Annotated in this window: 22 protein-coding genes; all 22 read left to right on the forward strand. The window is 39.6% G+C overall.

Features of this window, described 5'->3' with window-relative positions; genetic code table 11:
- Positions 1-64 precede the first annotated feature (64 nt).
- The 22 genes from atpF to G532_RS0113240 all read left to right on the forward strand — a co-directional run bounded on the left by atpF (position 65) and on the right by G532_RS0113240 (position 22406).
- A complete protein-coding gene (gene atpF, locus G532_RS0113135) occupies positions 65-586 on the forward strand; it encodes a F0F1 ATP synthase subunit B (protein WP_084500791.1) in 522 nt (173 codons plus the stop codon).
- Positions 583-1128, forward strand: coding sequence for a F0F1 ATP synthase subunit delta (locus G532_RS0113140; RefSeq protein WP_027965210.1), 546 nt, complete (start codon positions 583-585; stop codon positions 1126-1128). The genes atpF and G532_RS0113140 overlap by 4 nt, the downstream gene beginning before the upstream one ends.
- A gap of 17 nt (positions 1129-1145) precedes the next feature.
- Positions 1146-2657 (forward strand): F0F1 ATP synthase subunit alpha, encoded by a 1512-nt coding sequence (gene atpA, locus G532_RS0113145; protein WP_027965211.1) that lies wholly within the window; start codon positions 1146-1148, stop codon positions 2655-2657.
- A 43-nt stretch (positions 2658-2700) separates the two neighbouring features.
- A complete protein-coding gene (atpG, locus tag G532_RS0113150) occupies positions 2701-3561 on the forward strand; it encodes an ATP synthase F1 subunit gamma (protein WP_027965212.1) in 861 nt (286 codons plus the stop codon).
- 99 nt (positions 3562-3660) lie between these two features.
- Positions 3661-5061 (forward strand): F0F1 ATP synthase subunit beta, encoded by a 1401-nt coding sequence (gene atpD / locus G532_RS0113155; protein ID WP_027965213.1) that lies wholly within the window; start codon positions 3661-3663, stop codon positions 5059-5061.
- Between the two features lie 56 nt (positions 5062-5117).
- Positions 5118-5519, forward strand: coding sequence for a F0F1 ATP synthase subunit epsilon (locus G532_RS0113160; RefSeq protein WP_027965214.1), 402 nt, complete (start codon positions 5118-5120; stop codon positions 5517-5519).
- 554 nt (positions 5520-6073) lie between these two features.
- Positions 6074-6310 (forward strand): DUF1146 family protein, encoded by a 237-nt coding sequence (locus G532_RS0113165; RefSeq protein WP_027965215.1) that lies wholly within the window; start codon positions 6074-6076, stop codon positions 6308-6310.
- 543 nt (positions 6311-6853) lie between these two features.
- Entirely contained in the window at positions 6854-8170 is a 1317-nt protein-coding gene (murA, locus tag G532_RS0113170) for a UDP-N-acetylglucosamine 1-carboxyvinyltransferase (RefSeq protein WP_027965216.1), read from the forward strand.
- Between the two features lie 178 nt (positions 8171-8348).
- Positions 8349-9338: a stage II sporulation protein D gene (gene spoIID / locus G532_RS0113175; RefSeq protein ID WP_027965217.1), complete on the forward strand. Its 990-nt coding sequence runs from the start codon at positions 8349-8351 to the stop codon at positions 9336-9338.
- Positions 9339-9426: 88 nt separating this feature from the next.
- Entirely contained in the window at positions 9427-10119 is a 693-nt protein-coding gene (locus tag G532_RS15370) for a M23 family metallopeptidase (RefSeq protein ID WP_169513914.1), read from the forward strand.
- A 256-nt stretch (positions 10120-10375) separates the two neighbouring features.
- Positions 10376-10633, forward strand: coding sequence for a sporulation transcriptional regulator SpoIIID (gene spoIIID, locus G532_RS0113185; protein ID WP_027965218.1), 258 nt, complete (start codon positions 10376-10378; stop codon positions 10631-10633).
- Between the two features lie 125 nt (positions 10634-10758).
- The gene (locus G532_RS0113190) at positions 10759-11145 is read left to right on the forward strand and encodes a MerR family transcriptional regulator (RefSeq protein ID WP_027965219.1); all 387 of its coding nucleotides are present in this window, start codon (positions 10759-10761) and stop codon (positions 11143-11145) included.
- Positions 11146-11147: 2 nt separating this feature from the next.
- Entirely contained in the window at positions 11148-12650 is a 1503-nt protein-coding gene (locus tag G532_RS0113195; protein ID WP_027965220.1) for a class I adenylate-forming enzyme family protein, read from the forward strand.
- A gap of 12 nt (positions 12651-12662) precedes the next feature.
- Positions 12663-14321 (forward strand): acyl-CoA dehydrogenase family protein, encoded by a 1659-nt coding sequence (locus G532_RS0113200; RefSeq protein WP_027965221.1) that lies wholly within the window; start codon positions 12663-12665, stop codon positions 14319-14321.
- Between the two features lie 252 nt (positions 14322-14573).
- On the forward strand, positions 14574-15575 hold the full coding sequence (gene mreB, locus G532_RS0113205) for a rod shape-determining protein (protein WP_027965222.1): 1002 nt from the start codon (positions 14574-14576) through the stop codon (positions 15573-15575).
- Positions 15576-15639: 64 nt separating this feature from the next.
- Positions 15640-16461, forward strand: a complete 822-nt coding sequence (locus G532_RS0113210) for a flagellar hook-basal body protein (protein ID WP_027965223.1) — start codon at positions 15640-15642, stop codon at positions 16459-16461.
- A gap of 16 nt (positions 16462-16477) precedes the next feature.
- Positions 16478-17305: a flagellar hook-basal body protein gene (locus tag G532_RS0113215; protein WP_027965224.1), complete on the forward strand. Its 828-nt coding sequence runs from the start codon at positions 16478-16480 to the stop codon at positions 17303-17305.
- A gap of 68 nt (positions 17306-17373) precedes the next feature.
- Entirely contained in the window at positions 17374-17793 is a 420-nt protein-coding gene (locus G532_RS15685) for a DNA-directed RNA polymerase subunit beta (protein ID WP_051189183.1), read from the forward strand.
- Between the two features lie 22 nt (positions 17794-17815).
- The gene (fabZ, locus tag G532_RS0113225) at positions 17816-18256 is read left to right on the forward strand and encodes a 3-hydroxyacyl-ACP dehydratase FabZ (protein WP_027965225.1); all 441 of its coding nucleotides are present in this window, start codon (positions 17816-17818) and stop codon (positions 18254-18256) included.
- A 434-nt stretch (positions 18257-18690) separates the two neighbouring features.
- A complete protein-coding gene (locus tag G532_RS0113230) occupies positions 18691-19119 on the forward strand; it encodes a VOC family protein (RefSeq protein ID WP_027965226.1) in 429 nt (142 codons plus the stop codon).
- Between the two features lie 113 nt (positions 19120-19232).
- Positions 19233-20540 (forward strand): DUF4139 domain-containing protein, encoded by a 1308-nt coding sequence (locus G532_RS0113235; RefSeq protein ID WP_027965227.1) that lies wholly within the window; start codon positions 19233-19235, stop codon positions 20538-20540.
- A 69-nt stretch (positions 20541-20609) separates the two neighbouring features.
- A complete protein-coding gene (locus G532_RS0113240) occupies positions 20610-22406 on the forward strand; it encodes a tetratricopeptide repeat protein (RefSeq protein ID WP_027965228.1) in 1797 nt (598 codons plus the stop codon).
- Positions 22407-22469: the final 63 nt, after the last annotated feature.

Genomic DNA, 22469 nt, shown 5'->3' on the forward strand with positions numbered 1-22469 from the left:
TTGTACTTCGCCATTCCTTTATGTAAAGCCTTATACGGATGATTAGGCGAAAGGAGTGAAAGCTTTGCTAGACCAACGTTTATACACATTGAACGCAGAAATGGGCTTAATGTTTGGAGATATGATTGTGCAACTAGTGATGTTTATCATCCTACTAGCATTAATCACGAAATTTGCTTGGCGTCCATTAATGAACGTCATGGAAGAACGTGAGAATCATATTGCGAATGAAATAGATTCTGCTGAAAAAAGCAGACAAGAATCAGAGCGTCTGATGAGAGAAGCACAAGACGAGTTAAAAGGTACACGTCAAAATGCACAACAAATCATTGAAGATGCAAAATTAACAGCTAAAGACCAAGAAGAAACACTTATTGCAGAAGCGAAACAAGAAGCAGAACGCATTAAGATTAATGCTCGCCAAGAAATCGAACAAGAGAAAGAGAAAGCGATTCAAGCACTTCAAGCGCAAGTTGGAACGTTATCCGTTCAGATTGCAAGCAAAGTAATTGAGAAAGAGCTTTCTATGGAAGAACAAGAAACGCTTATTAACGAGTACTTAGAAAAAGTAGGCGAAAATAAATGAGCAATTCAGTAGTAGCGAAACGTTATGCAGTAGCTTTGTTTCAACTTGGCACAGAGAAATCTTTCTCTGATCAATTAGAAGAAGAATTACATGCAGTTCTACATGTTTTTAAAAATGAAGAAAAACTGAAGCACTTTTTTGAAAACCCTCGACGTTCTACGCAAGAAAAAAAGCAGTTCATTCGTGAGGTATTCAAAGATTTATCCACGCAAACGGTAAACTTATTACTCGTATTAATGGATAAAAATCGCTTGAACATACTGCCGCAAATCGTAAGTGAATTTGTAGCAATGAAGAATAAAGCAAGAGGCGTTGCAGAAGCAGACGTTTATTCAGTGAAAGCACTGACAGAAGACGAGAAGAATCATGTCAAAGATGTATTTGCGAGAAAGTTGAATTTGAACACCCTTCGCATTAACAACATCGTGGATGAAGATATTCTCGGCGGATTGAAGGTTCGAATCGGTAACCAGATTTATGATGGTACGATTAAGAACAAGCTTACACGAATTGAACAGAAAGTCGTAACTGCAACCAAGTAAAGATAGGGGTGAAATGGATGAGCATCAAAGCTGAAGAAATCAGTGCGCTGATCAAACAGCAAATTGAAGACTATGATTCAGATATAGAAGTAAATGATGTCGGTACTGTAATCGAAATTGGTGACGGAATCGCACGTGCACATGGGCTAGACAACGTCATGTCTGGAGAACTAGTTGAGTTCGCTAACGGTGTAATGGGTCTTGCCCAGAACTTAGAAGAAAACAACGTTGGTATTGTCATCCTTGGACCTTTCACTGAGATTCGTGAAGGAGACGAGGTTCGCCGTACAGGCCGTATCATGCAAGTTCCTGTAGGTGATGAGATGATCGGACGTGTTGTAAACTCACTAGGTCAACCAGTAGACGGTTTAGGCCCTATTGAAACAACTAAATCTCGTCCTATCGAGGTTAAAGCACCAGGTGTAATGGATCGTAAATCAGTTGATGAGCCATTACAAACAGGTATTAAAGTAATTGACTCTATGGTTCCAATTGGCCGCGGTCAGCGTGAGCTTATTATTGGTGACCGTCAAACTGGTAAAACAGCAATTGCAATTGACACGATTCTGAACCAAAAAGAAGAAGATGTTATTTGTATTTATGTAGCAATTGGTCAAAAAGATTCAACGGTACGTGGTGTAGTAGAAACTTTCCGTCAAAATGGCGCGTTAGACTACACAATCGTTGTAAATGCGGGTGCATCAGAACCAGCACCACTTCTTTATCTAGCACCATATGCGGGTGTATCAATGGGTGAAGAATTTATGTATAACGGTAAGCACGTTCTAGTTGTATATGATGACTTAACAAAACAAGCATCAGCATATCGTGAACTTTCCTTACTATTACGTCGTCCTCCAGGTCGTGAAGCATTCCCAGGGGATGTATTCTTCCTACACTCTCGTTTATTAGAGCGTGCGGCTAAGTTAAGTGACGCAAATGGTGGAGGTTCCTTAACAGCACTACCATTCGTTGAAACACAAGCGGGTGACATCGGTGCTTATATTCCTACTAACGTAATCTCGATCACGGATGGTCAGATCTTCTTACAGTCTGATTTATTCCACTCCGGTGTACGACCAGCGATCAACCCTGGTTTATCTGTATCCCGTGTTGGTGGTTCCGCACAAATTAAAGCAATGAAGAAAGTTGCCGGTACGCTACGTCTAGACTTAGCATCATTCCGTGAACTAGAGTCATTTGCGCAGTTCGGTTCAGACTTAGATAAAGCAACGCAAGCAAAACTTGATCGTGGTGCACGTACTGTTGAAATTCTAAAACAGGGCTTACACAAGCCGCAGCGTGTCGAATACCAAGTAGCGATTATTTTCGCGCTAGTTAAAGGTTTCATCGATGATATTCCAGTTGGTGACGTTGTACGTTTTGAATCAGAATTACATGCTTACATGAAGCAACATGGTTCAGAGATTCTTAACCACATCCGCGAAACTGGTAAATTACCAGATGAAGACGAATTTAAGAAAGTAATCGGGGACTTCAAGAACACTTTTGTCGTTTCTGATCAATAATACCAATGACGAACAGTCTCTTTAAAAAAGGTGGTGAGACGTTGTGGCATCATTACGTGATTTAAAAGATCGTATTAGCTCCACGAGAAATACGAAACAAATTACGAAAGCGATGGAAATGGTTTCTGCTTCTAAATTAAATAAGGCAGAAGAAAATGCGAAAGCTTTCGTACCTTATATGAACAAAATTCAAGAGGTTGTAGCTAGCATTGCGAGCGGAAATATAGACGTCGATCATCCGATGTTAAATTCACGACCTGTGAAGAAGACAGGATATATCGTAATCACTTCCGACCGTGGACTAGCTGGACCATATAATACGAACGTACTTCGTAAAGTGTATCAAGATATCCAAACACGACATCAGTCAAAAGATGATTTTGTCATTATCCCAATTGGTAAAGTTGGACGTGATTTTTGCAAAAAGCGTGAATTACCATTAGGTAAGGAAATTGTTGGTATACCAGACCAACCGAATTTTGCTGAAATTAAAGAAATCGCAAGTTATGCTGTTGATTTATTCGCTGACGAAGAGATTGATGAGTTAAACCTTTATTACAATCACTTTATCAGTGCAATGACACAAGAGGTAACAGCGACGAAGGTTTTACCACTTACGGATATTGAAACAGGTAGCGGATCCGTTACCACTTATGAATATGAGCCAGATCAAGAAGAAATTTTAGAATCGATTTTGCCACAATACGCTGAAAGCCTTGTTTATGGTGCATTATTAGATGGTAAAGCGAGTGAACATGCTTCTCGTATGACCGCTATGCGTAGTGCGACAGATAATGCGGAAGACATCATTGATGACCTTACATTATCTTATAACCGTGCGCGTCAAGCAGCAATTACACAGGAAATTTCAGAAATTGTCGGTGGAGCAGCTGCACAAAATTAAGTGCTAGATTTTCTAAAAGCGAAGTTATAAAGTGGATTCTATATAGGAAACGCTCTAAAGGCATTGCTTTCTTGATAAGAGTAGTTAGGAGGGACAAGGATGAACAAAGGACGTATAACTCAGGTAATGGGACCAGTTGTAGACATTAAGTTTGAAAGTGGTCAACTTCCTGAAATTTATAACGCCTTAATCGTACGAGGTGCAAATGCAGACTCCAAGCTTGTACTTGAAGTTGCTTTACACCTTGGTGATGACTCTGTACGTACAATCGCAATGGATTCAACAGAAGGTTTAGTGCGTGGTACAGAAGTTGAAAACACAGGTGCACCTATTTCCGTACCTGTTGGAAACGACACATTAGGCCGTGTATTTAACGTAATTGGTGAAAAAATCGACTTGGATGAACCTTTATCCGCTGATGTTTCGAAAAATCCAATTCACCGTCAAGCACCTAATTTTGACGACTTAGCAACTGAAACACAAATCCTTGAAACAGGAATTAAAGTAGTAGACCTATTAGCACCATACATTAAAGGTGGTAAAATCGGTCTATTCGGTGGTGCAGGTGTTGGTAAAACCGTTTTAATCCAGGAGCTTATTAACAATATCGCCCAAGAACACAGCGGGATTTCAGTATTCGCAGGTGTTGGTGAGCGTACACGTGAAGGAAACGACCTTTACTATGAAATGAGCGATTCTGGTGTAATCAAGCAGACAGCGATGGTATTCGGTCAGATGAACGAACCACCTGGTGCTCGTATGCGTGTTGCCTTAACTGGTTTAACAATGGCAGAACACTTCCGTGATGAAGAAGGACAGGACGTATTATTGTTCATCGATAATATTTTCCGCTTTACACAAGCAGGTACAGAGGTATCCGCACTATTAGGTCGTATGCCATCAGCCGTTGGTTACCAGCCGACATTATCTACGGAAATGGGTCAGCTTCAGGAACGTATTACGTCAACGAATAAAGGTTCAATTACTTCTATTCAGGCAGTATACGTACCAGCCGATGACTATACAGACCCGGCACCAGCAACAACTTTCGCACACTTAGATGCAACAACAAACTTAGAGCGTAAATTATCTGAACAAGGGATCTACCCAGCAGTAGACCCACTTTCGTCAACTTCTCGCGCCTTAGATCCTAACGTAGTTGGTGATGAGCACTACGATGTTGCGCGTGAAGTTCAGCGTACATTACAGCGTTATAAAGAATTACAAGATATCATTGCAATCCTAGGTATGGATGAGTTAACAGAAGAAGACAAGCAAACAGTTTCTCGTGCCCGTCGTATTCAATTCTTCTTATCTCAAAACTTCCACGTTGCTGAACAGTTTACTGGTCAAAAAGGATCATATGTACCAGTAAGTGAAACAGTTAAAGGATTCAAAGAAATCTTAGACGGTAAATATGACGACCTACCTGAGGATTCATTCCGTTTAGTAGGGCGTATTGAAGAAGTAGTAGAAAAAGCAAACGCATTGCAACAATAATGGGACGATAAGCGGCGTTTGACCGTCGCTTATAATGCGCCCGAGGAGGGGTAAGATTGAAAACACTAACTGTGAGTGTTGTCACTCCTGACGGCCCTGTACTAGAAGACGCTTACGAAATGGTAAGTGTACGTGCAGAAGGCGGGGAACTTGGTATCTTACCAGGTCATATTCCGCTCGTTGCACCACTAACCATTAGTGCAGTACGATTGAAAAAAGACGGTAAAACGTATTTTGTAGCTGTTAGTGGAGGGTTTATTGAGGTTCGCCCTGATAAAATCACCATTCTAGCACAAGCTGCAGAACAACCTTCCGAAATTGATATTGATCGTGCAGAAGAAGCGAAGAAACGCGCTGAAGAACGTCTTGAGCAGACAAAATCAGAAGACCTTGACTATAAACGTGCAAAAGTTGCGCTCGACCGTGCAATGAACCGTTTAGATGTCTCGAACAAATAAAAATCTGACCGTGATCGGTCAGATTTTTTTATGTGAAGAGGAAGCGAAATTGTAGTCGATTGCGTTGTTTCGCGTCAAACTAATTTATCGGTGACTAAAACTCGTATACAAATTATGTGCAAAGTATCATAGTTTCGCGCATAACATACTGTTTTCGTCGATATAGAACTGGGTTTCGTCTTTAACTAAATGAGTTTCGACGATATCTACTTTAATTTCGTCGTTAATGCTATAATCTCGCGCATAACTCATTAGAGTTGTCGTTATCTAATCGCACTGTTTTACTTAAATGTATTTAAACGTAAATGAGCGATACTATTTAACCATTTTTAATACTATAAAGGAAATTTACAAAAACATTCTTTGCTAATCCCTCCCTAGTGAGTAAAGTATTTTAAAGCGAATATAATATGTATGAAACTAAAAACCAGACCAGAAACATGGGTAATTTGTATCAATTACCCTTGAAAGTGTTTGTTGTCGATATTTCCCGGGAAATGCTCCAATATAAGCCATTTCCCATCTCAATAAAACAAATTAAATGAGGTGGCAAAATGTTTGTAGATGTTGCAGTCGATGCAATGGTGGGAATGACTTCACATATCATTTTCATCTTTCTTGCGTGGAAAGCGTTAGAATCGGTCCAAATTGAGAAGTTATTTAGAAAGAACAAAGAAACTGAAAGTAAAATACTTTATATTTTGCTTTCCATAGCTCTCGGAACATCAGCTAGTAACTTTTTCTTGGACTTCATCAATTGGTCGCAACAAATAACGTATTTACTTGAATGAAGCTAGAAATTAAAATCAGCGAAGAGTGATGACATCGATGAATCATTTCAGTACAAGGAGGCGATTAAAAATAAAATGAATCACACCCTCAAAAACCAAATCGCTCTAACGAAATGTATGTTGTTTGTCACACATGAAAACATCGCTGGTATGGGGTAACACATTTTTACGTATGAAACTTTTATAGTAATTCTAGCGAACTAATATTTATACCTTAAAATCCATTTTAGTTATAAAAATAGGTATCTTTACACTTGTACCGAAATTCGACTAAATGCTAGTATTGGTAAGTATTTGTGAAAAAGAAACTTTAATTGAAGAAAATTAATGATTATTCGTAGATTTTATAAACTATTAAACAATCTATTTAAATGCTAATATACAAACACTTTTATAAAATTAAGTTAACATTTGCTTTAAATTTAATTTCAATGGACTTATAAAGAAAACAGGATTAAAAGAACTTATACTATTATAAGACACATCTGTCCTCTTCATTGAATATTAAATAACATACGGACTATCGACACGGAGGGAAAGAAATTGGAAAAGATCATTGTAGCTGGAGGAAATAGACTCACTGGAACCGTAAAGGTGGAAGGTGCTAAAAACGCTGTATTACCAATAATTACTGCTAGTATCATGGCAAGCGAGGGAAAGAGTACATTAAAAAACGTACCCGCTTTAGCAGACGTTGATACAATTACGGAAGTATTACGATATATGAATGTAGATGTAAAACGTGATGAAAACACACTTTTAGTAGATGCTTCTAATGAATTAAAAACAGAGACACCATTTGAATATGTAAGAAAAATGAGAGCTTCTGTTTTAGTATTAGGACCATTACTTGCAAGATATGGTCATGCAAAAGTCGCAATGCCTGGCGGTTGTGCAATTGGCTCACGCCCAATTGACCAACACTTGAAAGGCCTAGAAGCTATGGGCGCTGAGGTTCATGTAGGAAATGGTTATGTTGAAGCTACTGTACCTGGACGTTTACAAGGTGCTAGAGTTTATCTAGATTTCCCAAGTGTAGGGGCTACTGAGAACTTGATGATGGCAGCGGCACTAGCAGAAGGAACTACAGTACTTGAAAATGTGGCGCGTGAACCAGAAATAGTAGACTTAGCTAACTACATTAATCAAATGGGTGGTAAAGTCATTGGTGCTGGTACAGAAACAGTTCGTATCGAAGGTGTGCCTCAGCTAAATGGCGTAGAGCACCATGTACTTCCTGATCGAATCGAAGCTGGAACATTCATGGTAGCAGCAGCTATTACAAATGGCGACGTAGTGGTAGAAGGAGCTATTCCTGCACACTTACGTTCTCTTATTGCGAAGATGAAGGAAATGGGTGTAACGATTGAAGAGTATACGGATAGTGTACGCGTAATTGGTACGGAAGATCTTAAAGGAATTGATATTAAGACACTACCATACCCTGGGTTCCCAACAGATCTTCAAGCACAGCTAATGACCTTAACGATGAAAGCGAAAGGCACAAGCGTAGTTACAGAGACTGTCTTTGAAAATCGCTTCATGCATGTGGAAGAGTTTAGAAGAATGAACGCTAAAATGAAAATTGAAGGTAGAAGTGCAATTGTGCACGGACCTGTTGAATTACACGGAGCAGAGGTTTCTGCAACAGACTTAAGAGCAGCAGCAGCGTTAATTATAACTGGACTTGTTGCGGAAGGTCGCACGACTGTTACAGAGCTAAAACACCTGGATCGTGGATATGTAAACTTTGAAGGAAAGCTGAAAGCACTTGGAGCAGATGTAGAACGCATCGTAGAGCACCAAACTGTGGTAGACCCGCAGGATGCTCCAGTAGACTCCATTTTAAAGTCTAGCTAATACAGCAATCATAGAATTATCCTTTGTAGAAAAAGCGTCGAATGTATTCGGCGCTTTTTTTGTGTGGGCTAAAACTCCTAATCTAGCACAATCTTGTAAAAGAAGTTGATCAATATGTTCTATCAACTAATTTTTCTGCATATTCATTTGATAGATATGTTAAAGGAGGAATTTGAAGTTGAAGAAGTATATCATTGTAGCAATTATGATTCTACTAGCAATCACAACCATGCTCCCAGCACTAATCGTGATCCCATTCTCAGAGACAGCGTCAGACCGGGCACTTATGGTACCGATTGATTCAGAAGTATCTGTTGAGGACTTAACGGAATCGAAGGAAGTCTCTATTCGAGTCATGCGTTCTACAACAAATGAGGTAGAAGAAGTCGACCTCGAAACGTACGTAGCACATGTAGTGGCAGCTGAAATGCCGGCATCCTTTGAAGAAGAAGCTTTAAAAGCTCAAGCGTTAGCAGCACGAACATACATGGTTCAGCGTCTAGCAAATGAAGCAGGGGAAAGCGAATATGATGTTACAGACACAGTAGAGCATCAAGTATACTTAGATGAAGAGCAATTAAGAGAGCGTTTTGGGCTCGAATTTTCTAGTCAGTATAGCAAGATAGAGGAGGCAGTGAAGACTACAGAGGGAGAGATTATTACATTTGATGGTTCTCCAATCACAGCAGCTTTCTTTTCTACTAGTAATGGACATACAGAAAACGCCCACGATTATTGGCAAAATGAAATTCCTTATCTTATGAGTGTGGAAAGTCCTTGGGATGAAGCATCCCCTGTCTATTCTGATCAAGAGATTTATACGTTGAGTGAAATTTCACAAAAACTTGGTCTTGAGAATAACGCTCTTTTTAATGTATCTGAAATTAGTCGGACCTCAAGTAATCGAATCAAAGAAATGAAAATTAATGGCCAAACGTTCACAGGGAGAGAAATCCGCGAAAAACTTAACTTGCGGTCAAATGATTTCGATGTCGAACCGAAGGGTGATCATGTGGTGTTCACGACAACAGGTTATGGCCATGGAGTAGGAATGAGTCAGTATGGAGCAAATGGAATGGCTTCACATGGGTATGATTACCGCGACATTGTTCAACATTATTATCAGAATGTAACGATTCAAACGATTGATGAAATCGAAGGAATTTAAATAAAATAATCACCTCGCGAGAAAAAATTTCCAAATCCATGTATAGAATGAAAATATTTTGTTCAAAATGGTTGCTGAGGTGATGAAAATGAATGAGAAAGAAAGAAAACTTTTCCAAGAATCAAAATGGAAACGGTTGACGAGACAGCGGTGGTTTTACCCGACTCTCTATATTACATTGGTCGCTGTCATGTTAACTGGGGTTATGATCTATCAGTTCCAAGGTGCAGAAGAGGTTGAACGAGACAGTAGTAGAGACACCTCGTTTGATGTCGAGCAAAATGATTTAGTGGAGCATCAACAGGCTGGAGGTAACGAGGATGAAGATGCCGAACCAGTAATGTCCGAACAAGAATCTCTAGTTATTCCAACGACACTGGGTTCTGACACAGAAGTATTAACGAACTTCTATGATGTGGAAGCTTCGGCGGAAGATCAGGAAAATGCGCTTATCTTTTACAATAATCAGTATTACCAAAGCCAAGGGGTTGACTTTACATCTGCAAGTGGTGAAGAGTTTGATGTTATTGCAGCATTAAGCGGAACTGTTTTAGATGTGAGGGAAGATCAATTATTAGGAACACTAGTTGAACTGGAACACGAGGAAGAAAAAATGACGGTTTACGCAAGTTTATCGGATGTAACAGTTGAACCTGGTGAAGAAGTAAGTCAAGGTGATGTGATTGGGCGTTCGGGTGAAAACGTATATACAGAAACCGGCGTCAGCAAAGTCCATTTTCAATTGATAGAAGATGGTCAACCTGTTAATCCAGGATTTTAAGTAGTAACATATCAGTAGTCCTCCTGCATGCGGGAGGGCTATTTTTTTGTTTTAGAGAAGAGAAGCCATATTTGCCATCCATCCGTTAGACACAACGCTGTGGCAACATAAAATGTTACACATTAAGAAGATACTATCGAGAGGTTTCTTAGGGGGTGCTTGGGCTTTTCTCATTTATATTACATAAACATCCTTCGACCTGAATAAAATGTATCAGCGGCACCGTTAGAGTTGATACCATCAGGAGGCGAGAGGGTTGCATGATTACATCAAAGAGCGCACGATCAAAATTGCCGAGCATCTTTTAGAAACGAAACAAACGGTACGCGTCATTGCGAAGGTATTTGGCGTATCGAAATCAACTGTCCATAAGGATCTTACTGAAAGATTACCTACTATTAATCCTGCATTAGCAAAAGAAGTGAAAACAGTATTAGAATATCATAAATCCATACGACATTTACGAGGAGGAGAAGCAACGAAGAAGAAGTATAAAGAAAAGACTCGTGTGTAAAAAGGATGAAGGGAAGCCTACCTGATGGATGGTAGGTTTTTTTCTGATGAAAAAGAGTTGAACTTAACGTTAACGTAAATGCTACAATGAAATTATAGAAAATTCAGACAGGTAAGGAGGGGATGATGACGGCAACCTATACGATCTCGGAACTGGCTTCTACTTATGGCGTTTCAACACGGACTATTCGCTATTATGAAGAGATTGGTTTGATTAAGCCGGAGCGGAATGCGAGTGGTCACCGGTATTTTACAAAAAAAGAGAAAACGCAGTTACAGTTAATTTTTCGTGGAAAGAAGTATGGATTTCATTTAGAAGAAATAAAAGAAATGATCCGTTTATTTGATGAAGATCCAACCGGGCGAGAACAACTGAAGCGAACGATTGAATATGGAGAGGGGAAAATCTCCGAAGTGACAAAACGCATAGAGGAATTACAAGCAATGAAGGATGAAATGAATCATTTAATGAATGAATTTCAAAAAGAGTTAAATCAATTAGAGGAGGAATGATTGTGAATTTATCTCAATTATTGTATGAACAAGCAGAAAAACGACCGAATCAGGAAGCCATTGTAAGTGGTGGCGAACGTATTACCTATCAGGAATGGAATCAAAATGTAAACCGAGTAGCGAATGCATTGAAAAAATCAGGGTTTCAACATGGGGACAAATTGATCATTCATTTACCAAATGTTTCGGAATTTATGTATTTGTATCTTGCAGCGATTCGTTTGAAAGGCCTAGCCATCCCTGTGAATGCGAAATTAACAACGCCAGAGCTACAGTTTATTTTAAATCATAGTGAAGCGAAATTTTTTGCGACACATGAGTTGTTGTTTGAACAAGCGGAAGAGTTAGCATCCACCAATAACTTAACATGCTTTAAAACTGGAGAAGCATCTGGCGAGTGGCGTTCCTTTAATGAATTATTGCAAGGAAATGATTCGGAAGTGGTGAACGACGGACCTGTTACGGATGAGGCTTCCATTTTATATACTTCTGGAACAACAGGCGAATCGAAAGGCGTATTATTCACGCATGAAAATATCATCACGGTCGGTTCGATGATTTGTGAGGAGATGAATGTAAACGCTTCCAGCAAGCTATTGCATATGATGCCTCTAAGCCATTCTGCTCCTCTGCATTTATTTATGGTGGCAGGGTTATATCAAGGATCCACACATGTGTTAGCACCAACATTCACACCGGATTTATTACTAGAAACAGTCTCGAAAGAAAAAACAACCCACTTCTTCGGAGCGCCTGTTGCGTATTTAATGACGGCAAAGCACCCAGAGATCGACAACTATGACTTATCCTCTATGGAATATTGGGTTTATGGTGGGGCGCCGCTTGGCTCTAATGAGGTCCAGTTTGTGAAGAAGCAATTCCAAACAGACCGTCTAGTATGCGTGTATGGGTTAACAGAAGCGGGACCAAATGGAACATTACTAGAAGCGGATGAGCATAAGGAGAAAGCAGGTAGCATTGGGAAACGTCCAGCAAAATATTGTGAAATTAGATTAGTAAATGAGGACGGAGAAGATGTGCAGCAGGGAGAGCCAGGAGAAATTGCCTTGCGAGGAAAAGGAACGATGAAGGGGTACTATAAGGCACCAGAAAAGACCGGGGAATCGATAAAAGGTGGCTGGTTATTCACTGGAGACATTGCTTATCAGGACGATGATGGCTACTACTGGGTGATTGATCGTAAAAAAGACATGATCATTTCTGGTGGTGTAAATATTTATCCAACCGAGGTGGAAGATGTGATGAAAACACATGATCACATCAATGATGTCGCAATAGTCGGCGTACCGCATCCAGAGTGGGGCGAGACGGCGAAAGCCTATGTTGTCGCGAATGAAACAGCCGCAACAATTGAAGAAGAAATGAAGCAGTATTTAGCGGATAAATTAGCTACCTATAAAATTCCAAAAGTCTATGAAGTGATCGATGAGTTACCTCGTAATGCAACAGGAAAATTACTGCGAAACCAGCTTAGAGATTCATAGAAGGAGGAGCTTATGACACGTCGAAATTTTTACCAAGAAGATCCGTTATTAAAGAAAATTTTAAAGGAGCATTTACCAGATGCCTTTTTCGCATATGCGGACGAGCAATTGACCGTATTTGGTGAAAAGGTTGCAAACGAAATTGATGAACGTGCAAAACACACGGACCGCGAAGGAGAGCCACGTTTAATTAAATATGACAAAATGGGTAATGAAATCAATCGAGTGTGGGTCAATGAAGGGTATCAAAAGACAGTAGATGAAACCTACGAAACTGGAATTGTTGGCTATCCTCATAAAGAAATTCCAGAGCTTGGTCACCTGGGGAATTACCTTTATTCCTATGCACAAGGTTATGTTTTATCTCAATCCGAACCAGGATTTTATTGTCCAGTGACATTAACTATGGCAACTGCCTACTTAATCGATCACTATGCAGATGAATCTTTGAAGGAAAAATTCTTGCCGCATGTCCTTGCAACGGGAGATGTCGAGCTGTATGAAGGCGCGACCTTTTTAACAGAAAGACAAGGTGGTTCAGATGTTGGCGCAAATGTAGTAGAGGCAGTACCTGATGGAGATGCTTATCGAATTACCGGAGAGAAATATTTTGCTAGTAATTCAGGCATGTGCGGAGTTGCTATGGTACTTGCGAGGATGGAAGGTGCACCTGAGGGCACGCGAGGACTAAGTTTATTCCTTGTACCTTGGGAAGAAAATCGTGCAAATAATAGACTATCGATTAGAAGGCTGAAGGATAAACTAGGTGTGCGAGCTGTTCCATCTGCAGAGGTGGAGTTTGATTGGGCGAAAGCATATTTAGTTGGGGATGCATCATCCGGATTCAAATACATGATGGAAGCTCTTAACTTATCGCGAGTTTGTAATGCAGTAGCATCTTTAGGTATTATGCGCCGTGCTTTTTCAGAAGCTAAAAACTATGCGTTAGAACGAGACGCATTCGGTCAGAAGCTTGCGCGTTACCCAATGATCCAAGATACGCTCGTGTCCTTGGTAGCTAAATTAGAAGTAGAGACTGTCGCTACGTTTGATTTAATTAGCGACTTCGACCGAGTAATGGCACGTGATTCTGACGCTACAGAAACAGATCAAGCAAGGTTACGTTTGTTGATAGCCATAGTGAAAAAAGAATCAGCAGAACAAGCGATTCATTTCTCCCATGAAGCAATAGAACTGCATGGTGGAAATGGGTATATCGAGGATTTTGTTACACCAAGGTTGCTGCGTGATGCCCAAGTCTTAACCGTGTGGGAAGGGACAGCGAACATCCTCGGCCTAGAGGTGTTACGTCTAATTAACAAATATGCCATTCACGAAACCTTCCTAAAAGAAATGACTACGAGGTTAGCAGACGTGCGAGAGAATCAAGAAGAGTTGGCATCGTTGGTAGAAGCGGCAATTAGTAGATTAAGTGCGTATGTAAAACGAATCGCTAGTGTAGATGAACGCGCGCTCGTACAATATCCAAAACATGTTGCGAAGAAGATGAGCGATCTATTGGAAGGTGTTACAGCACTTGAAATGGCAAAGCGTGATCAAGACCCACGTACAGATGCGATCGCAGAAGTTTATATACGTGACACATTCGGAACAGCAGAAGACATTTTTCCAGAGAAAATCGATTTATTTGAAAAAATTATATTAGAGTAAGGGGAAAACTTCTCGGGTGAGCTCGGGGAGTTTTCGTTTTTAATGGAGAAGCGGCTGTAATGTTGAAACACCTCTCAAAATAAATATTTCTTTAACCAACAGGGAGAAGCTTCTTTTTTAATGTCTCTCCCTTTTTCAACAAGTCGTCAGAAAAAAGCATGACACTCACCTTAAAAAGTGATAAAATATTACAATAGAATAAATATATTTTCGTACGTGTTTTGAAAGTTAAGTCAGGGGGAGAAGGTTTTCATGTTCGCAAGAGATATTGGGATTGACTTAGGTACTGCAAATGTTTTGATTCATGTAAAAGGAAAAGGAATTGTGTTAGATGAACCATCTGTTGTAGCAATGGATAAGCAGACTGGCAAAGTTCTTGAAGTCGGAGAAGCTGCTCGTCGTATGGTGGGTAGAACTCCAGGGAATATCGAAGCGATCCGTCCGCTAAAAGATGGCGTTATCGCAGACTTTGATGTTACGGAATCTATGTTACGTTATTTTATTGAAAAAATTAATGTGCGTGGGATGTTTTCAAAACCGCGTATTTTAGTATGCTGTCCAACAAACATAACAAAAGTGGAACAAAAGGCGATCCGCGAAGCAGCGGAAAAATCAGGTGGCAAGAAAGTATACTTAGAAGAAGAGCCGAAAGTTGCTGCAGTTGGCGCTGGAATGGATATTTTCCAACCAAGCGGTAATATGGTAGTAGATATTGGTGGTGGTACAACTGATATCGCTGTACTATCGATGGGTGATATTGTAACTTCTGAATCGATTAAGCTTGCTGGTGATAAATTTGACCAAGAGATTTTACAGTACATAAAGCGTCGGTATAAGCTTTTAATTGGTGATCGTACTGCGGAAGATATTAAAGTTAATGTTGCGACAGTTTTCGAAGGGAATCGTTCTGAATCCATGGACATTCGTGGACGTGATTTAGTTTCTGGTCTACCACGCACGATTACTGTTCATTCGGAAGAAATTGAAGAGGCATTACGCGAATCAGCAGGTGTAATCGTTCAAGCGACGAAAACCGTTCTTGAAAGTACGCCACCAGAATTATCAGCGGATATTATCGACCGTGGTGTAATCATTACAGGCGGTGGTGCATTATTAAACGGCATCGACCAACTACTCGCAGAAGAATTGAAAGTTCCTGTTTTCATTGCAGAAGATCCGATGACATGTGTTGCTAAAGGTACCGGAATTATGCTTGAAAACATTGATAAATTACCTAAAGATAAAATTGTTTAGTTTTTAATCGAAAACGGACGCCATCATACGTTCGTTTTCACCTTACATAAAAGGAGGAAGACCGATGCTAAGAGGCTTTCATACAGCTGGGGCGGGAATGATGGCAAACCAGCGTTATCAAGATTCAATGAGCAATAACATGTCGAATGTGATGACTCCTGGTTACAAACAGGACCGTGCAGCGTTTCGTGCGTTTCCGGAGATGCTGATTCGCAACATGGAAGAAGAGCGAGTTCCAACCTCCAATGGGTTAAATATTCCATTTAACAATCGTGTTGGTTCGATCAACACAGGAATGTATATGCAAGAGGACGTCCCGTTATTTGAACAAGGTGATGTGAGAGATACTGGAATGAATACAGATGTTGCCTTAACAAACGGAAACCTACCGGACGAAACAGGTTTTCTATTTTTCACTGTTCAAAACCAAGATGGAGATGTTAGTTATACCCGTAACGGGAACTTTACAGTAGATGGTGAAGGCTTTCTAACTACGAATAACGGGAACTACGTTTTAGATGATGCTGGAAACCCTATTCAAACAGGCGGAGAAGAATTTGAAGTTCAATCAAACGGGCAAGTTGTATCTCCTTTTGACAATAGTTTGTTGGGAGTTGCTTATCATCCCAATGCGAATGATTTTGTGAAACAAGGAGACGACTTATATAATCTTGAAGGTGATGTAGCCCCAGTAGATGCACGAGCAGCAGATGGTGTTGGCTTTGACGTTTCCCAAGGACAGTTAGAGTGGTCTAATGTGGACCCACAGCATACCATGTCTGAAATGATGCGTTCTTATCGTATGTTTGAAATGAATCAACAAGTCGTTCGTATGTTTGACCAAAGTGCGGAACTAGCTGCGAATCAAATTGGACGACTACGTTAATCAAGGGGGAAATTAAATGCGAAACATGTTTAATGCGGCATCAACAATGGGACAGTTGCAACAGCGTATGGATCTAACATCCAATAACTTAGCGAATGTTAATAACCATGGGTATAAAACTAGACATAGCAACTTCTCATCGCTATTAAATCAACAAGTAAACAATTTGCTTGATCATGATGCAGACTCTCCTCGTTTAACACCAGATGGGATCCGAGTTGGAAGCGGTGCAAGACTTGGTCATGAAAATATGAATATGGACAGTGGTTCGCTTCAGGAAACTGGCCGTGGACTCGACGTCGCTCTTCAAGATCGTAATCGCTTTTTCACTGTGAGTGTTGAAGGAAATGACGGTGCAGTCGAAGATCATTATACAAAAAGCGGTAATTTCTACTTATCGAATATGGATGACGGCACATTTATGTTAACATCGAGCGAGGGAAATCCTGTACAAGGTGAAGATGGTCCAATTATAATTGATGAAAACTTTAATGACGTTCGATTTAATGATAATGGCGACGTAATTGTAACTCGAGACGGAGAAGAAGCAGTAGAGGGCACACTTCAATTAGTGGATATTCCTAACTCACGTGTGTTGCAACCAGTAGATGCTGGTACGTTTATTATTAACGAGGACGAACTTGGTGTTCCAGCAGATGCATTGACTGAAGTAGTAGCTCCAGCAGATGCGAATTTAGTTTCTGGATCATTAGAAACGTCTAATGTTGATTACGGAACCGAAGTTCAAAACTTAATGGAATCGCAACGTGCTTATTCCTTTAACGCAAGATCATTATCAATGGGTGACCAAATGATGGGCTTAATTGGTAGCATGCGCAATTAATTCATAGGGAACCGAGAAGTACATATATTAATTATGTAATTTTGTAAGAAGAATCGAGGTACGAATTCATGGCTTCAGAAGATAAACAGCAGTCAAAACAAATTGATGGCGCAAAACAATACAAACCGAATAAACAGGCAAAGACCCCTGAACAGCAAGCCGCGAGTGCCAAAACGGCGGATCATTTAGCGAAGAAAAATAAAGAAGCTGAATCCAATGCTGAGCAGAAAAAGAAACAGCCAGAAGATAAGTCGAAACGAAAAGAAGTTCGCGAAGAAAAAAAGAAAGAAAAAGGCACAAAGCCAAAAGGTCGCGTTCGTTATATTCCAGTATGGTTAAGGTTTATATTAATCATTGCGATTGCCGTTACAGCACTAATTGTTGGATTAATGGTCGGGTTTGGTGTAATAGGAGAGGGTGGCGACCCATCAGACGTTCTGGATCGCTCGATGTGGGAAGACCTATATGACTATATCCGAGGGAAATAACCTTTAAATGGAGGAGATTCAAATGTTGAATATTGAAGAAATAAAAGAAATCATTCCGCACCGCTACCCATTTTTATTGATTGATTATATTTCAGAAATAACAGAAGGGGAGCGCGCAGTTGGGTATAAAAATGTAACTGCAAACGAACCATTCTTCCAAGGTCATTTCCCAAATTACATGGTCATGCCAGGTGTTTTAATTGTCGAAGCACTAGCACAAGTAGGCGCAGTTTCTATTCTCAAACAAGAAGAGAACCAAGGAAAGCTTGCTATGTTCACAGGGATTGATAAATGTCGTTTTAAACGCCAAGTGAAGCCAGGCGACACGATGAAACTAGACGTAGAAATCGTGAAAGTAAAAGGACCAGTCGGCCGTGGAAAAGCAGTAGCAACGGTAGACGATAAGGTCGTTTGCGAAACGGAAATTATGTTTGCGATTATGGACCCGAATGATAAAAAATAAATATATCCTTTAAGAAAGTTCAGTATAGATGTGCCAAGCAATTGGCGTGGATCTCTACTGGTCTTTTTTTATATAAGTTACTATTGGCCACAAGATATTTCTGGATTTGGATAACGACTTACTTAACATGATGAAGTTTAATCGAGAATTCTGGTAATGAGATCATTAAATGTATATATTCTAGTGTGAAAATGTTTTGCCGGCATAAGACTTGTCTTTTCGGGTGGACGGCAAGCTTTTGCGGGCGGGAAAAATGATTTGCGGGTGAAGGGTTCTTTATGCCGGCAAATAATGAAAAATACAGGCGAACCACTTCGTATGCCGGCATAAAGCATTATTAATGGCTCAACACATTATAGAAAAAGAGATATTTTAAGGATGTAGGCAACCTTCTGATATACTTTGGTTAAGAAAACAATAAAGGAGTATGTAAAATGGGTGCAGTAGAAATTGATTTAGTAGTGAAAGATAGCTTAAAAGCATTGGAATTATATGAAAAGATATTCGAGCTCGAACGTTTAGAAGTAACAGATTTTAATCGAGGAGAGAATGAAGTTATCTTTTCCCTTTATGGCGTGAATTTTCATATGTTGGATGAAAATCCAGATTTCCACTTGATTGCACCAACGACCGAAGACCCGAAAACACTTTGGTTTAACATCACCGTCCCAGACATTCAAGGAACCCATTCTCAAGCAATCGAATTGGGATGCACAGAAATCCAGCCCGTGACTGAAATGCAAGATTTCGGAGTTTCAAATGCGATATTTTTGGATCCATTTGGCTATGTATGGATGTTGCATCAAGTTCATAAGGAAGTAAGCTTTGAAGAACGTCAACGTCTTTGGGAAGAGAAGGAATAACGAAAAACAGCAAACGTAGAAGCCGAACACAGACAGCGAGGTGTTCGGCTTTTTTTGATTCTACTTGGTGTAGTATAATTTATTTTAATAATACATGTTGAGGAGTGGAGCGGATGGAAGAAAGTTTTCATTTAAGTCAGGAGTCGAATAAAAAGCTTAGCATCACTATTTATGAAGATGGGTTTGCTCATGTGCATGAACAGAGGTCGACAGAAGGATATGCTGATGAATCTCATATTACATGGAAGGGTTTGCCGGAACGCATTGATGTGGAATCTGTTTTTGTCGCCGGCTTAAATGTAAAAGAAATGAGCTTTAATTACGATTCGCTGCAAAAGAACACACTACTCAAACGTTATGTAGGTCAGCAAGTCTTTTTAGAAGACCGTCAAGAGAAGACGACAGAGCCATATGAACTGTTGGCTTGTGGACATGATCTCATTGTTCGCCATCTAAAAACAGGCCACTTATTGATTAATCCTGATAAAGAAATTATGTTACCTTTTAAAAATGGCGAACTGTCCAGCCATCCTACTCTCTCCTTTCACATTCGAACAAAACCTGCAGAAATGATTGATTTAAATTATTTATTCGATGGGCTGGAATGGGCCATGACATATTTAATTAAGTTAACGGACTCGAAATTGGAGTTAATTGCTCAAGCTTCCATTTCCAATGATACAAATTATAAGTTTGAAGATGCAGAAGTGAAATTGATCGCAGGAACGGTTAAAAAGTATGATAACTGGTTCACCTCTCTCAAGGTGCCAACGGATGATTATTTATATGATGCAGCTTCCGCAAGCATGCCTGTAGAACCTGAACAGTTTCATGACCGCGAGCTTTACACGGTGCCCCATCCAATTTCCCTACAGAATCATCAGAAGAAGCAGGTTGATCTATTCAACATCAACGATATTAAGTATGAAAAAGTCTATCACTGTACGCCAAGATCTTCTCTAGTCAAACAACAAGTTCGTTTTGAAAATAGTTGGGGCAATCAACTAGGAATCCCCCTTCCTAAAGGGGTTTATAAAATTTATTCCGAACACAATGGAAGCTATGAATTTCTAGGAGAAGACGACCTGGAACATAAAATCTCTGAAGATCGGATTGAAATAGACCTAGGGGAAGCGTCCGGTCTAAAAGCGGAATTTAAAGAATTAAAATCGTACAAGGAAGGTTATCATAAGTTGACTGACATAGAGGTTACACTGAAAAACAGTAAATCAGAAGCCGAAGAGTTTGTTGTAACTTATCCGATTAGCCGTTATTTCCTCCGGGTAAAAAATGAAAGTGAGAAAGTGGACAAGCAGGATCGATACGAGTTAATTTTTAAGGTTGTTGTAGAGTCTTATTCAAAAGCCAAACTGGAATTTACGATTGTGGAAGATGAGTCGATTCACTTGAAGCATTTTTAAGTTAGAAGCGATTTGAGATTAGTATGTTATATTGGCATAATCAACCTAACAAGTTTAGGAGGGATAGGAATGGATAAAAAGGTTGGACGAAACGACCCGTGTCCATGTGGCAGTGGAAAAAAATACAAAAAATGTTGTGAGAATGATAATGTAATAAGCTTTAACCAAGATCACGTGAAGAAAGAATTGGCAGAGATATGGGAAGAAGTAATGCAGCATTCAATCGAAAAATACCCGCAATTTATGGAAAAAGCTGATCAATCAAATATGATGGATGTGTTGAAGCAGTTACATTTAACGCTAGCTCATGCGAATAAAGAAGGGGAAGTAGCTAGGTTTGTGACGAAAAAGCAGAAGCAAGTGAAGCGAAAGTCGATTTATGACACGTTAGAAGAATGGAAAAATGTAACTTTCACTGTTCTTCAAGCAAGTGAAAGTATTTCTATGGATGATCAGTATGTAAAAGTGGAGGACTACTTCACTGGAGAAAAATGGAGTTTATATAAAGGGTCGATGAGTTCTGATGAAATTAAAAAAGGCGAGTATATCAGCGGTCATTGTTTGAAATGGTTAGATGAGGTTAGGCTAGCACCACTTGGTATACCAGGCGATCAATTAACTATGGATCAGATAAATAAGCAACTTCAATTAAGAAAAGACGAAAACTCCAGAAAGCTATTAAATGCTTATCTCCAAGATGCTTTGATTATTTGGTTTGAGGCTTTTGATAACAGCGCATATGACCGGATTTCCGCGTTTCCAAAAGCGAAACAAGTAATGGATGAATTATTACAACGAATTGGGACTACATCTAAACATTCAGAAGAAAAAGAACTAATTCAAATGATGTGGCTAAATTATTTCCGTGATAAGCAGCCAAATTTCAATAAACCAACAATCATGGCAGGCGCTTTACATTATTATTATAATTATTTTATTCTATCTCCACACAAACAAGAAGATTTGACGATAAAAGCATTGGCAAATCTATATAATGTTTCGGCCTCAAGCTTATCTAAACGGATTGATGATATTATTATGTATGGCTATGAGTTATTTGAGCGGGCAAATGAGGAATTACAGGGGCCAGAAATGATGGATGAGGGTTCAGATCAAATGGAAATTGATCCATTTCAAAATTCATCTACATCTACTAGTAAAAGTGAAGCGAATTATATGATTTTTGATGTTATATATAATCAAGATTTATCCGAACAAGAAAAAAGTGACCTTCTTAGTCAGGCTCTAGAGTTAGATCCAGAAAACGTTGATGGCATTATGGTATTAGCTGACATGTGCGAGGAAAGTGATGAAAAAGAGAATATACTAAAGCATGCAATAAATGTTGCCACTAAAGCCGTAGATTTCGACTTATTGGAAACCATCGAGTATCCTTGGGCGGTTCACGAAGCTAGGCCCTACTTTATTGCTAGTCATCGCTTAGCACAATTTTACCGAGAGGAAGGTAGAATGTCTGAAGCGATTAAATTAATGGAAAAGCTGGTGGAATGGAATGAGGAAGACAATATTGGAGTTAGATATGGACTTATTCCATTGTTGATTCAGGAAGGTCACTTGGACGATGCTGAGCTCCTGTTAGATATGTACGAAGAAGAGGAATCAACACATATGTTGTACAATCTGGCTTTGTATTTAATTGCAAAAGAAGCTTCGAAGCAGAGAATTCATTCGAGCTTAAAAAAAGCCAAGAGTTTAAATTCCAAAGTTCCCAAATACCTTAAAAATAAGAAAAAGACACAACAGGCTAAAGTTGGTATGGGATTTACTTTAGGCGGAGAAGAAGAAGCTATCGATTATGCAAAATTGGCTTTTGACGCATGGCAACCTTATGTGGAATACCTATAAGAGCGTCTATAGTTCTTGTATAAGTGGTACGGGCTACTTTCACCCCCTTTTAACTCAAGTGAA

This window comes from Halalkalibacillus halophilus DSM 18494 (genome assembly GCF_000423105.1).
Classification (GTDB): Bacteria; Bacillota; Bacilli; order Bacillales; family Alkalibacillaceae; genus Halalkalibacillus; species Halalkalibacillus halophilus.

Coding starts and splice junctions, on each gene's coding strand:
- G532_RS0113240 (WP_027965228.1), top strand. CDS start 20,610: ATGGATAAAAAGGTTGGACGAAACGACCCGTGTCCATGTGGCAGTGGA.
- mreB (WP_027965222.1), top strand. CDS start 14,574: ATGTTCGCAAGAGATATTGGGATTGACTTAGGTACTGCAAATGTTTTG.
- G532_RS15685 (WP_051189183.1), top strand. CDS start 17,374: ATGGCTTCAGAAGATAAACAGCAGTCAAAACAAATTGATGGCGCAAAA.
- atpA (WP_027965211.1), top strand. CDS start 1,146: ATGAGCATCAAAGCTGAAGAAATCAGTGCGCTGATCAAACAGCAAATT.
- G532_RS0113165 (WP_027965215.1), top strand. CDS start 6,074: ATGTTTGTAGATGTTGCAGTCGATGCAATGGTGGGAATGACTTCACAT.
- G532_RS0113200 (WP_027965221.1), top strand. CDS start 12,663: ATGACACGTCGAAATTTTTACCAAGAAGATCCGTTATTAAAGAAAATT.
- G532_RS0113235 (WP_027965227.1), top strand. CDS start 19,233: ATGGAAGAAAGTTTTCATTTAAGTCAGGAGTCGAATAAAAAGCTTAGC.
- G532_RS15370 (WP_169513914.1), top strand. CDS start 9,427: ATGAATGAGAAAGAAAGAAAACTTTTCCAAGAATCAAAATGGAAACGG.
- G532_RS0113215 (WP_027965224.1), top strand. CDS start 16,478: ATGCGAAACATGTTTAATGCGGCATCAACAATGGGACAGTTGCAACAG.
- G532_RS0113230 (WP_027965226.1), top strand. CDS start 18,691: ATGGGTGCAGTAGAAATTGATTTAGTAGTGAAAGATAGCTTAAAAGCA.
- G532_RS0113140 (WP_027965210.1), top strand. CDS start 583: ATGAGCAATTCAGTAGTAGCGAAACGTTATGCAGTAGCTTTGTTTCAA.
- fabZ (WP_027965225.1), top strand. CDS start 17,816: ATGTTGAATATTGAAGAAATAAAAGAAATCATTCCGCACCGCTACCCA.
- atpD (WP_027965213.1), top strand. CDS start 3,661: ATGAACAAAGGACGTATAACTCAGGTAATGGGACCAGTTGTAGACATT.
- G532_RS0113190 (WP_027965219.1), top strand. CDS start 10,759: ATGACGGCAACCTATACGATCTCGGAACTGGCTTCTACTTATGGCGTT.
- G532_RS0113210 (WP_027965223.1), top strand. CDS start 15,640: ATGCTAAGAGGCTTTCATACAGCTGGGGCGGGAATGATGGCAAACCAG.